This is a genomic window from Pseudomonas sp. 18-147 (assembly GCF_051048045.1).
GTDB lineage: Bacteria > Pseudomonadota > Gammaproteobacteria > Pseudomonadales > Pseudomonadaceae > Pseudomonas > Pseudomonas aeruginosa.
This window is the reverse complement of the sequence record NZ_CP182296.1, coordinates 3,475,341-3,488,019: the sequence shown is the minus strand read 5'-3', so window position 1 is coordinate 3,488,019 and position 12,679 is coordinate 3,475,341. Positions and strand designations below refer to the sequence as shown.

Annotated in this window: 9 protein-coding genes; 7 read left to right on the top strand and 2 right to left on the bottom strand. The window is 69.1% G+C overall.

Going from position 1 to position 12,679, the window contains the following annotated elements; genetic code table 11:
* The first annotated feature begins 403 nt into the window (after positions 1-403).
* The 5 genes from ACM0M4_RS16525 to nahK all read left to right on the top strand — a co-directional run bounded on the left by ACM0M4_RS16525 (position 404) and on the right by nahK (position 9,818).
* Complete coding sequence (locus tag ACM0M4_RS16525; protein WP_016253519.1) at positions 404-2,107, top strand: phosphoethanolamine transferase; 1,704 nt, start codon at positions 404-406, stop codon at positions 2,105-2,107.
* Positions 2,108-2,183: 76 nt separating this feature from the next.
* Complete coding sequence (pqqF, locus tag ACM0M4_RS16520; protein ID WP_115288808.1) at positions 2,184-4,511, top strand: pyrroloquinoline quinone biosynthesis protein PqqF; 2,328 nt, start codon at positions 2,184-2,186, stop codon at positions 4,509-4,511.
* A 266-nt stretch (positions 4,512-4,777) separates the two neighbouring features.
* Positions 4,778-5,977 carry a porin gene (locus tag ACM0M4_RS16515; RefSeq protein WP_003107001.1) on the top strand — a complete coding sequence of 400 codons (1,200 nt, stop codon included), beginning with the start codon at positions 4,778-4,780 and terminating at the stop codon, positions 5,975-5,977.
* Between the two features lie 102 nt (positions 5,978-6,079).
* A complete protein-coding gene (nosP, locus tag ACM0M4_RS16510) occupies positions 6,080-7,243 on the top strand; it encodes a nitric oxide-sensing protein NosP (RefSeq protein WP_010794091.1) in 1,164 nt (387 codons plus the stop codon).
* Positions 7,173-9,818 carry a hybrid sensor histidine kinase/response regulator NahK/ErcS' gene (gene nahK / locus ACM0M4_RS16505; RefSeq protein WP_003119141.1) on the top strand — a complete coding sequence of 882 codons (2,646 nt, stop codon included), beginning with the start codon at positions 7,173-7,175 and terminating at the stop codon, positions 9,816-9,818. The genes nosP and nahK overlap by 71 nt, the downstream gene beginning before the upstream one ends.
* 1 nt (position 9,819) lies before the next feature.
* Here the strand turns inward: nahK and ACM0M4_RS16500 are convergent, their stop codons facing one another.
* Both ACM0M4_RS16500 and agmR read right to left on the bottom strand, forming a co-directional pair.
* A complete protein-coding gene (locus tag ACM0M4_RS16500; RefSeq protein WP_034017829.1) occupies positions 9,820-10,683 on the bottom strand; it encodes a DMT family transporter in 864 nt (287 codons plus the stop codon).
* Between the two features lie 9 nt (positions 10,684-10,692).
* Complete coding sequence (gene agmR, locus ACM0M4_RS16495; protein ID WP_003107754.1) at positions 10,693-11,358, bottom strand: response regulator AgmR; 666 nt, start codon at positions 11,356-11,358, stop codon at positions 10,693-10,695.
* Positions 11,359-11,873: 515 nt separating this feature from the next.
* On the opposite strand from agmR, the gene ACM0M4_RS16490 reads away from it, so the two are divergent.
* A complete protein-coding gene (locus tag ACM0M4_RS16490; RefSeq protein ID WP_003088510.1) occupies positions 11,874-12,014 on the top strand; it encodes a hypothetical protein in 141 nt (46 codons plus the stop codon).
* Between the two features lie 8 nt (positions 12,015-12,022).
* Positions 12,023-12,673 carry a sensor histidine kinase gene (locus ACM0M4_RS16485; RefSeq protein WP_003107757.1) on the top strand — a complete coding sequence of 217 codons (651 nt, stop codon included), beginning with the start codon at positions 12,023-12,025 and terminating at the stop codon, positions 12,671-12,673.
* Positions 12,674-12,679 lie beyond the last annotated feature (6 nt).

Sequence of the window (12,679 nt, the reverse complement as noted above, 5' to 3'; positions counted from 1 at the left end):
CGGAAACTTGGCATGCTAACGAAAATGCCGGGGTCGCGGGATAGACATTGGTCTGGCTGTCCTTTTGTTGAAAAACGACGTCGCAATCAGAACAGTCCGTAGGCGCCAGCGCCGGAGCGCTCCGCGCTCCTTGCCGCTTGTTGTCTTCCGCCTGCGTCGGCGGCGCCATGCGGGGGGTATGCCGGCGAACCCGGAAAACGCCCGGAAAGCTTCCCGCGAACTTTTTGCAATCCGGCTGAAAGCCCCGGAACACAAGGGCTGCGGCGCTTCTGAAGGGTTACGTTTTCTGTAGGTATTCTTCACGAAAGATTGACGGATCGCCGAGCAGACTGCCGCCGTCGTCGAGTGCTGCCAGGGGCAACGCTGCGCACGGCAACCCGGAAGTCAGTGAAGATCCGTGCCCATGTCGAAAGCCCGCGCCGTCCGTCCCGAACTGCTGACCCTGCTGGTCAGCCTCGCCTTCCTGCTGTTCTACAACCTGCCGCTGTGGCAGCGCCTGCTGGCGATCACCCCGGCGGGCTGGCAGGGCCTCGGCATGATGCTGGCGGTCGGCCTGATGATCGCCGCGATCTTCAACCTGGCGCTGACCCTGCTGGCGTTCCGCTGGCTGCTCAAGCCGGCGCTGACCCTGCTGATCCTGGCGGCCGCCGGTACCACCTACTTCATGACCCAGTACGGCGTGCTGATGGACGTCGGCATGCTGCGCAACGTCATGCAGACCAACCCGGCCGAGGTCGCCGACCTGCTTTCGCCGAAGCTCGCCGTCTACCTGGCGTTGCTTGGCGCGCTGCCGGTCTGGCTGCTGTGGCGCACGCCGGTGCGCTACCGGCCGTGGCCACGCGAGCTGCTGAGCAAGCTGCTGGTGGCGCTCGCCTGCCTGGCCCTGCTCGCCGGGGTGGCGCTGGCCAATTACCAGGGGCTGTCCTCGCTGTTCCGCAACAACAAGGAACTGCGCCTGCAGGTCACCCCGAGCAACCTGGTCGGCGCCGCCATCGGCTACGCCAAGGGCCAGGCCCAGGCCGCCAGCCAGCCACTCCGGCCGATCGCCGTCGATGCCCGGCGCGCCGACCTGTGGCAGGGCCATGCGCGCAAGTCGCTGACCGTGCTGGTGGTGGGCGAGAGCGCGCGGGCACAGAACTTCGGCCTCAACGGCTACGCTCGCGAGACCAACCCGCGGCTGAAGGCCGAGGAGGGCCTGATCAACTTCTCCAATGTGCACTCCTGCGGTACCGAGACCGCGGTGTCGGTGCCCTGCATGTTCTCCAACCTGGGCCGCGCGGACTACAGCGACGCTCGCGCGCGCACCCAGGAAGGCCTTCTCGATGTGTTGCAGCGCGCAGGCCTGCGGGTCCTGTGGCGGGACAACCAGTCCGGCTGCAAGGGCACCTGCGACCGCGTCGCCTTCCAGGACCTGAGCGAGAGCAAGGATCCGGCCCTGTGCGCCGGCGGCGAGTGTCATGACGAGATCCTCCTGCGCGACTTGCAGGCCTTCATCGACGGGCTGCAACAGGACACCGTGCTGGTCCTGCACCAGATGGGCAGCCACGGCCCGGCCTACTTCAAGCGCTATCCCAGGGAGTACGAGAAGTTTACCCCGGTCTGCGCCAGCAACGACTTCAGCGCCTGCTCGCGGGACAGCATCATCAACGGCTACGACAACACCCTGCTGTACACCGACCACGTGCTGGCCAGCCTGATCGACCTGCTGCGCAAGAACGAAGAGCGCATCGATACCGGCATGCTCTACCTCTCCGACCATGGCGAGTCGCTCGGCGAGTACAACCTCTACCTGCATGGCACGCCTTACCTGCTGGCGCCGGACCAGCAGAAGCACGTCGGCATGCTGGCCTGGTTCTCGCCCGGCTACCAGAGCGCCTTCGGCCTCGACAGTAGCTGCCTGCGCCAGCGCAGCAACGAGGAGCTGTCCCAGGACAACCTGTTCCACTCGATGCTCGGCCTGCTGGAAGTGCGCACCGGCGCTTACGATCCCGGCCTCGACCTGTTCGCCCCGTGCCGTGCGCCGGAGGTCCTGCAGGCGCTCAAGGCCGACGGCGGACGGGCGCTGTACTCCGAGGAAGCGTCTGGCCAGGAGCCGCCGGCTTCCTGATACGACTCGGCGAAAGGACTATTTCCTTCGCCTCGCGGAAGGGTAAGGTTCAGCCTCGGAACCCGCGAGGACGCCCATGGATCGCCACGCCCAACACCACCCCAGGAGCCGCGCCTGCGTGCTGCCCAACGGCCTGCGCCTGCACCTGGCGCATGATCCGGCGGCATCGCGCGCCGCTGCCTGGCTGCGGGTGGCGGCGGGCAGCCACGACGAGCCGAGCGCGCATCCCGGCCTGGCCCACTTCCTCGAGCACCTGTCGTTTCTCGGTGGCGCGGCGTTTCCCGGCGACGAGCGCCTGATGCCGTGGTTGCAGGTGCGCGGCGGCCAGGTCAACGCCAGCACCCGGGGCAGGACCACCGACTATTTCTTCGAGGTGACGGCGGAGCACCTTGGCGCCGGTCTGGCACGGCTGATCGACATGCTCGCCCGCCCCTTGCTGGACATCGATGCGCAACGGCGCGAGCGCGAAGTACTCGAGGCCGAATACCTGGCGCGCTCGGCCGACGAGCAGACCCTGATCGACGCGGCGCTGGCCCTCGGCCTGCCCGCCGGACACCCCCTGCGGCGTTTCGCTGCCGGGCGCCGCGACAGCCTGGCCCTGGAGAACGATGCGTTCCAGCGGGCCCTGCGCGAATTCCATGCCGCCCACTATCACGCCGGCAATTGCCAGCTATGGCTGCAAGGGCCGCAGGCACTGGACGAGCTGGAGAGGCTGGCGCAGCGTGCCTGCGCCGACCTGCCGGGGCGCGCGCCAGGCGCGAGTCCGCCGCCGCCGCCGTTGCTGCCCTTCGCCGGCGAAGCGCTGGCGCTGCGCCTGCCGGGACCGCCGCGGCTGGTGCTGGGCTTTGCCCTCGACGCTTTGCGGGAGGCCGACGAACAGACCCTGCAGGCGTTCGCCGAATTGCTCGGCGATCGCTCGCCGGGCGGGTTGCTGGCGGCACTCGGCGAACAGGGCCTGGGCGAATCGGCGGCGCTGCGGGTGGTTCACCGGGATGCGCGGCAGGCGCTCCTGGCGTTGACCTTCGAACTGTTCGACGGCAGCGCGGCGGCGGCGCTGGAGGCGGCCTTTTTCGACTGGCTGGGCGCCCTGCGCGACGATGCCGCCAGCCTGCTGGCGGCGCGCCGGCCGTTGCTGGCGGAGCCCACTGCACCGCTGGAGCGACTACGCCAGCGCGTTCTTGGCCTGCCAGCGGAGATTCGCCCGGCCTGCCTGGACGCGCTGCGCGCCGACCGTTGCCTGCGGCTGCACCTGGACAGCGAACTCGACGGTGCCGAAGCGCGCTGGTCGGCGGGCTTCCGCCTGAGTGTGGCGCCGGTTGCCGCAGCGCCGCCGCTGGCCGCGCAGCGGCATGCCTGGCGCTTCGAACTGCCGTTGCCGCCCAGTGCCGCCGCCGAGGGCGCGCTGTTCCTGCGCTGGCGCTTTCCCGGTGTGCCCGCACGGTTACGCTTCCTGGCGCTGCGCCAGGCGTTGCGTCCGCTGTGCGGCCAGGCGCGCCTGGGGGGAGTGGAGATGGGCCTGGAGGCGCTCGGCGAAGACTGGTCGCTGAGCCTGCTCGGTCCGCGCGATCGCCTCGAGGCCGCCGTGCGCCCGGCCCTGGCCCGGCTCCTCGCGGCGCCGCCCGACTGGCGCGCGAGCGGCGAGCGTCTGTCCTCCGCCGAGCGGCGCCGCAGCGCCACTGGCCTGCCGATCCGGCAGTTGCTGGACGCCTTGCCCGGCCTACTCGGCGAGCCGCTGGCGGAGGTCGACGACTGGCGGCGGACGCGCTGGGACGCCTTGGTCATGCAGGCCGCGATGCCAGATCCCCGATGGATGCCCGGCCAGGCTGCCGGCGAGCGCCTGGAGCCTCTGCCACCGAGGCCCGGACGGCATCGCCGCGAACTGGCCGTGGACGGCGAGTCGGCGTTGCTGCTGTTCTGTCCGCTGCCCACGCAGGAGGTGCCGATGGAGGCGGCCTGGCGCTTGCTGGCGCGCCTGCACGAACCGGCCTTCCAGCGGCGCCTGCGCGACGAGCTGCAACTGGGCTACGCGTTGTTCTGCGGTTTCCGCGAGGTCGGCGCCCGGCGCGGCCTGCTGTTCGCCGCGCAATCTCCGCGTGCCTGCCCGGAACGCCTGCTGGAGCATATGGAGACCTTCCTCCAGCGCTCCGCCGAGGCGCTCGCGCAACTGCCGGCGCGACGCCTGGCCGGCCTGCGCGAAGCCCTCGCCGACGACCTGCGCCGAGCGCCGGGTAGCTTCGCCGAGCGAGCACGGCGCGCCTGGGCGGAGCACCTTGGCGGTGGCGCCGGTCGCTCCCGGCTGCTCGCCGAGGCCGCCCTCGGCCTGAGCGGCGACGACCTGCTCGCGGCCCAGGCCCGGTTGCTGGAGGCGCGCGGCGGCTGGTGGGTGCTTTCCAGCCGGCGCTGAAGCGAGCCACGCGGTAACTCGACGACAGCCTTGCCGGCGTCACTGCGGCGTTAGGTCGAAAGCCGCGCTGCTTCGGTGGCGCTCCCGCCGCGACCAAGGTTGCGCTACCGCCGGAGGAGCGCTGCCCGCGCCTTGCGCAGCGGCACCCACGCCCACCATGAAGAAGCGTCGAAGCAGGCCCAAGGAAGCGTATGGCAGGGCTTTCCCGGTTTCGATAATCGGCTCCGCCACGACCGGCCCGGTCGTTTCACCTCGCGGAGTGCGCCATGAACAAGAACAACACCGCCGTTCGCCGAATCCTGCCGCTGACCCTGGCCTCGCTGGGTGCCCTGGGCGGCCTGCAACCGGCCGCCGCCGATATCCTGCTGTACGACAAGGACGAGACCACATTTTCCACCGACGGCTACTTCAATGCCTTCTACGTCAACAGCGACGTCGACCGCCAGGGCGAGACCTACGATCGCCGCCAGTCGCGGGTGAAGATGGGATTCCTGCCGAACTACATCGGCTTCAACTTCGGCAGGAAGGTCGACGAGCTGAGCCTCGGTGGTCGCGCTTCCTTCTGGGTGACCATCAACGACAGCGAGACCGACGGCACCGATACCGCCATCGACGTCCGTCAGTTCTATGGCACGGTCGCCGGCGACTGGGGCGAGGTGCTGATCGGCAAGGACTTCGGCCTGTTCTCGCGCTCGAACATCTTCCTCGACGAACTGCTGGCCGGTTTCGGCAACCCCAGCGACACCCTCGGCCTGGTGGACGGCAAGGGCGTCTCCTTCGGCAACATCGGCACCGGCTATCCGTATCCGTTCCCCACCTCGCAGATCACCTACCGCAACAACAACCTGCTGCCCGGCCTGCGCATCGCCGTGGGCATCCTCGACCCGATCGACTCCAACCAGATCGACAAAGATGCCAGCGACGGCCTCGACGACAAGGCCTACCAGGACAACCCGCGCTACGAGAGCGAGGTCAGCTACCAGTTCGACCTGGCCGGGGCGCAGGTCTACAGCTGGATCAACGGCGGCTACCAGACTTCGAAGAACACCAGCGACAGCGTCGACAGCGTGACTTCCAAGGGGGTCGGCTATGGCTTGCAGGTGAAGATGGGCGGCTTCTCCGTGACCGGTTCGGGGTTCACCGCCAAGGGCATCAATCCCTTCTTCACCAACAACGCCGGCGAAGCCGCGCTGCGCGAGGTGGACAGCCGCGGCGCATTGCTGCAGGGCTCGTATTCATGGGGCAAGAACCGCCTGGCGCTGTCCTACGGCAAGACCGTCGACGACGGCAACGGCCTGGGTTCCGCGGCCGACTACGAGAGTCGCGGCATCGCCTATTTCCGTACGATCAACGACAACCTCAAGCTGGTCGCCGAGCTGAACCGCTACCGGATCGACGGGCGCGACGGTGCCGCGCTCGACGAGGACACCGACACCGTGGCCCTCGGCGCCGTACTGAACTGGTGATACCGCTACTTTCGAAGGACCCCGCCGCGACCCAAGTAGGATAGGGGCCGCGGCGGCGCCCTTCGTAGAATGCTGGCGAGGCGGAACGACGGGGGAGCGGGCATGTACGAAGGGCAGGGGGAAGGGGTCTGCAGGGGCATGTCCAGCGCGCGCGACGTCGAAGTGGTGGCCCAGGACCTGGCGCGCCAGCTTATCCATCCGCACCTGGGCTTCGTGCTGTTCTTCTGTTCCGCGGAATACGACCTGCCGGCCCTTGCCGAGATGCTCGAACGCTACTTCGGCGGCATCGACCTGGTCGGCTGCACCACAGCCGGCGAGATCACTCCGGCGGGCTACGGACGCGGCTGCGTCAGCGCGGTGGGCTTCGACGTGCGCAGCTTCGCCATCAGCAGCGCGCTGATCGACGAAATGGAGCGCTTCAGCCTGCTGGACGCGCAGCAGATGGTCGAGACCCTGGTGGCCGGCTGTCGCCGCGGCGGCCTGGCGCCGATCAAGGACCACAGCTTCGCCCTGACCTTGCTCGACGGCCTGTCCAGCCGCGAAGAGGTGGTGCTCGCCGCGCTTGGCGCGGCGCTCGGCGCGATCCCGCACTTCGGTGGCTCGGCCGGCGACGACCGGCACCTGACCCACACCCATGTCTACCACCAGGGCCAGTTCCATACTGGGGCGGCAGTGGTGGTGCTGGTCAACACCTGGCTGGACTTCGAGGTCTTCACCACCCATCACGTGGTGCCGCGCGCCGAAAAGTTGGTGGTGACCCGCGCCGACAGCGGCAGCCGGCGGGTCCACGAACTCAACGCCGAGCCGGCGGCGCTGGAATACGCCCGGCTGGTCGGGGTGCCACCGCAGGCGCTGGATTTCGCCCTGTTCTCTGCGCATCCGCTGGCGGTGCGGGTCGACGAACGCTATTACGTGCGCTCGATCCAGCAGGCCAACGAGGACCTGAGCCTGACGTTCTACTGTGCGGTGGAGAACGGCATCGTTCTCACCGCGATGAGCACCGGTCCGCTGTTGCCCAACCTGGAGGCGCAGTTCCGCCGCCTCCACGAGCGCCTCGGACCGCCGTTGCTGACCATCGGTTGCGACTGCTTCCTGCGGCGCCTGGAGCTGGAGGTCGGCGGTGACACGCAAGCTACCGCCGCGTTTCTCCGCAGCCAGCAGGTGATCGGCTTCAACACCTACGGAGAGCAATTCAATGGCATGCATATCAACCAGACCTTCACCGGGGTCGCCATTGGCCGACCCCGCGGAGGTGTCCGTCGCTGAGCTGCAGGCGCGGGTCGTCGCCCTCGAAGAAGAGCGGCACAAGTTGCAGCGGATCAACCAGGCGCTGATCGGACGCATCGAGTCGAGCGCCGCGCAGAGCGACGAGGCCTACGGCGCCTTCCAGTATTCCGTGGTGCTGGCCGAGCAGGTCCGCGAGCGCACCGACGCGCTGAGCCAGACGATGCTCGAACTGAAGGCCAGCAACCAGTTGCTCAGCGACGCTCGCCTGCGTGCCGAGACCGCCCACCAGCATCTGCTCGACGCTATCGAAAGCATCTCCGACGCCTTCGTCCTGTTCGATCCGCAGCAACGCATCGTGTTGTTCAACGAGCGCTTCCGCGCGCTGTGGATCGACAGCCGGGCGCGGATCGGTCCTGGCATGCGTCGCGCCGAACTGCACCGACTGGCGCGTAGCGGCGGGCTGATCGTCGAGGAGCAGCGCGGCGGCGACCAGCAGACCCTGTACCGCCTGCGCGACGAGCGCTGGCTGCGGATGAGCGAGCGACCGACCCGCGACGGCGGGCTGGCGGTGCTCTACAGCGACGTCACCGAGATCAAGCTCAGCGAGACCGCGCGCCGCGAGCAGGCGCTGGCGCAGAAGTCGCACCTGTTGCAGCGGGCGGTGGACAATCTCTCCCAGGGCGTGGCGATGGTCGGTGCCGACGGCGTGCTGGAGTTGTGGAACCGGCGCTTCCTGGAGCTCTGCGGGCTGGCCCCGATCGCCGGGCACCGGGCCTTCGCCGAAGTGATGGCGGAGAGCGAATTGCCGTTGCTCACGCCGCGCAGCCAGGACTCCCAGGGGAGTCCGCTGAGCGCCCGCGAGCAGCGCCTGTTCGATGGCCGGGTGCTGGAGATCCGTACCCATGCGCTGCCCACCGGCGGCTTCGTCAACACCTTCACCGACATCACCGAACGCTATCGCCACGCCGAGGCGTTGCGCGCCAGCGAGCGCTGGATCCGCCTGATCACCGACCAGGTGCCGGCGCTGATCGCCTATCTCAGCGACGAACTGGTCTACGAATTCACCAACAAGGTCTACGAGGAGTGGTACCGCTGGCCCAGCGGCTCGATGCTCGGCCGCTGCCTGCGCGACGTGCATGGCGCCGAGCACTGCCGGCGCCTGGAGCCGTACTTCGAGCGGGCCCTGGCCGGCGAAAGCGTGACCTTCGAGATCGCCGAGACCGCGTTGTCCGGCGAGGAGCGCTACATGCAGCGCTCCTACGTGCCGAACCGCCAGGCCGACGGCCGGGTCGCCGGGCTGTTCGTGCTGATTCGGGATATCACCGAGCGCCGGCGGACCGCCGAGGCGCTGCACCAGGCCTACCAGAACCTCGAACAGCGGGTGCGCGAGCGGACCGCCGAGCTGACCACCCTCAACGACCAGTTCAAGCGCGAGATCCACGAGCGCAGCCAGGTCGAGGCGCGCCTGCGCGAGGCCAAGCGCGAGGCGGAACAGGCCAACCTGTCGAAGACCAAGTTCCTCGCGGCGGTCAGCCACGACCTGCTGCAACCGCTGAACGCCGCGCGGCTGTTCACCAGCGCCTTGCAGGAGCGCGGCAGCGCGGCGCGGGACAACGAGGCGCTGGTGAACAACATCAGCCATTCGCTGGAGGACGTGGAGAACCTGCTCGGCACCCTGGTGGACATTTCCAAGCTGGACGCCGGCGTGATCACCCCGGACATCGCCCCGTTCGAGCTTGGCGAACTGCTCGGCAACCTGGCCGCGGAGTACCGCCAGGTAGCCGCCAGCGAAGGGCTACGCCTGGACTTCGTGGCCTGCGGGGCGCTGGTCCGCAGCGACCAGCAACTGCTCGCGCGAATCCTCCGCAACCTGCTTTCCAACGCCATCCGCTATACCCCGCGAGGGCGCGTGCTGCTGGGTTGCCGCCGGCATCGGCAGCGCCTGTCGATCGAGGTCTGGGACACCGGGGTGGGCATCGCCGCCGACAAGCTCGGCGAGATTTTCCAGGAATTCAAGCGCGGCGAGTCACAGCGTTGTCACCAAGACCGCGGGCTCGGCCTGGGATTGGCGATCGTCGACAAGATCGCCCGCATGCTCGGCCACCGGGTCCGGGTCGGCTCGCTGCCGGGCAAGGGCTCATGCTTCGCCATCGAGGTACCGCTGGCCCGCCATGCCCCGCGCAGTCGCGCCGAGCCGCTGGCCAGCGCGGACGACCTGCGCGAGCGCCTGCGTGGTTCGCGGGTGTGGGTGCTGGACAACGATGCGGCGATCTGCGCAGGCATGCGCACGTTGCTCGAAGCCTGGGGCTGCCGGGTAGTGACGGCGCTGTCGGAGGAAGACCTGGCGCGACAGGTCGACAACTACCATGCCGAGGCCGACCTGCTGATCGTCGACTATCACCTCGACGACCAGCGCAACGGCGTCGACGCGGTCGCCGCGATCAACGCCCGGCGCGGCTCGCCGCTGCCGGCGCTGATGATCACCGCCAACTACAGCAACGAGCTCAAGCAGCAGGTCCGCGAGCTTGGCCATACCCTGATGCACAAGCCGGTGCGGCCGATGAAGCTGAAGACCGCGCTCTGCCACTTGCTGGAGCGCGAAGCCTCGGTCTGATTCAGGCGCCTTCGCGCGCCGCGCGGCCCAGGCGCGGGGCGAGGATCAGGGCGATCCCGCCGAGCACCGCCAGGGTCGCCGGCGGCAATCGCGGGGCGAGCGGCTCGCCGAGCAGCAGGGCGCCGCAGAGGGCGGCGAGTACCGGCACGCTGAGCTGCACCGAGGCGCCCTGGATCGCCGTCAGCCCCGGCAGTGCGCTGTACCAGACGGCGTAGCCGAGGCCGGAGGCGAGGGCGCCGGAAAGCAGGGCATAGGCCAGCCCGGCGCCGTCCAGCCGCAACTGCCCGTGGAATGCCAGGAGCAGCAGGGCGGCGAAGGCAAGGGCACGCAGGAAGTTGCCCGCGCTGACCGCCAGCGGATCGCCGCCGCCGCGGCCGAGCAGGGTATAGAGACCCCAGGCGAGGCCGGACAGGAGCATCAGCAGGGCACCGCCCAGCGGCGGCGCGCTGGCTCCGGGGAGCAACAGGAACAGCAGGCCGCCCAGGGCCAGCAGGAAACCGAGCAGCGCCTGTCCGCCCACCCGTTCGCCGCGCAGCAGGCCGGCCAGCAGCAGGGTGACCTGTACCGCGCCGAATAGCAGCAGCGCGCCGGTGCCGGCGTCCAGCTGCACGTAGGCGTAGGAGAACGCGGCCGCGTAGACGAACAGCGCCGCCGCCCCGCGCCAGCCGCCGCGCGCGGGCGTGGCCGGGCGCCGGCGCAGATGCAGCAGGACGGCGAGCATGAGGGCGCCGGAGAAGAGACGCAGGGCGGTGAAACTGACCGCGTCGATGGCGGTGTCCTTCAGCGCCGCGCGGCAGAGCAGCGAATTGCCGGCGAAGGCCAGCATCGCCAGGACAGTGAGCAGCAGGGTACGGCGGTCGGGCATCGGCGGGTCTCAGCGGCGCAGGTAGGCGGCGAAGTCGATGTCGCCGGCGCTGAGGATCGCCTGGACCCGGTTGTGTACCTTGAGCTTGCGCAGGATCGCCGAGACGTGCGCCTTCACCGTGGTCTCGGCGATGTCCAGGTTGTAGGCGATCTGCTTGTTCGACTCGCCCTTGGTCATCCGCTCCAGCACCAGCAGCTGCTTGCGGGTCAGGGCCTGGAGCAGTTCCGGGGAGATGCCGTGTTCTTCGTGGCCGCTGCGTCGCGGCGAACTCTTCTGGGTGCGGATCACGTCCGAGGGCAGGTAGACGTTGCCGTTGAGGATCTGCTCGATGGCTTCGGTCATCTGCGCGCGTGGCGAGGACTTGGTGATGAAGCCCACCGCGCCGTAGGTGATGGCCTGTAGCACCACCTGCTTGTCCTGCTCGGCGGAGACGATAACCACGGGAATGGTCGGGGCCTCGTTGCGCAGGTTCATCAGGCCGTTGAGGCCGTGCATGCCGGGCATGTTCAGGTCGAGCAGGATCAGGTCGAGGTCGTCGTGTTCCTGGGTCAGGCCCAGGGCGCTGTCGAGGTCGGCGGTTTCCATCACTTCGCTGCCGGGGAATCCGTCGGCGATGACATTGTGGATGGCCTCGCGGAACAGCGGGTGGTCGTCGGCGATCAGGATCTTGTACATGGCCTGCACCTCGTTATTGTCGTTATGGGCGGCTGGTGGCGGCTCGGGGCACGCGGGCGGATGCGAATGCGCTCACGGTAGCAGTCGTGGGCGCGATAGCCCAGCGGGCGGGCGTTCCGCCGCGCGCTGCCGGGGACGCGTCGCGGACGGTCGGCAGCCGGGTAGGCGGAGAAGGCGAACTCGGTACTGCGGCGGGACCGCCGCAGGGTAGTCGGGCGCTACGCGGGGCAAGGCAAGGCGGGGCATGGCGGCTTCTCGTCGTTTCTTCTTGTATGCGTCATTACAGGGCAGGCGCGCTGCTTTGGAAATTCGACGTCCGGAGGGGTGAACCAGTACCAAAGTAGCAGGACCAGGCGCTTGCGCAGCGCTCCTGCTGCATCGGCGGCGCCCGCAAGGGCGGCTGGAGGCGGGTGGCCGCGCAAAAGTAGCGGCCCGGCAGTACCAAGGTAGTAGCACGCCGTGGCTCCGCGCGTCCTAGCATGTCTCGACAACGACAATGGACAGGAGTCGCCGCCATGCGCATCGCCGTCACCCTGGTGTTGCCCATCCTGCTGATCCTCAGCCTGCTCGGGTTCGATTTCCTCTATTCCCGCCACCTCGGCCAGGAAAGACCTGCCGCCTGCGCCGTCGGACAGGCCTGTCGGATCGCCCCCTGAGCCACGCCATGGATGACCTGCGACCCGCCGGCCCGGCGGAGTACCGCTGGCTGCTCGCCGTGCAGGAGCGCGAGCGGCGCTTGCTGGCCCAGGCGGTGCATGACGATATCGGCCAGTACCTGACGGGCATCCGCACCCAACTGTTATTGCTGCGCTGCACGGCAGGCGACGGGCAGCCGGCGCTGGCACGCCTGGAGCGCTACTGCCAGGGGCTGGACGACAGCTTCCGCGCGCTGCTGCGCGGTCTACCGCCGCCGGCCCTGCAACGCCAGTCGCTGGACGAGGCGCTGCGCGCCTGCGTGGCGGACTGGCAGGAAGGCCAGGGCATCGCCTGCGAGCTGCGCCTGGGCGGTCCGCTGCCGCCCCTGGATGCGGCGGCCGGGACCCATCTCTACCGCCTGTTGCAGGAGGCGCTGAACAACGTCGCCCGGCATGCCGGCGCCAGCCGCGTGCGGATCCGCCTGCAATGCCGTGGCGGCTTTCTCTACCTGAGCGTACGCGACGACGGTCGCGGCTGCGCGGCGGACCCGGCACCCGGCTTCGGCCTGGACTCGATGCGCCAGCGCGCGCGCTGCCTGGGCGCTGAACTGAGCCTGCGCAGCCGTCCCGGACAGGGCCTGGCGTTGCGCCTGCGGATGCCGCTGGAACGCGACGACTGAGAGGAG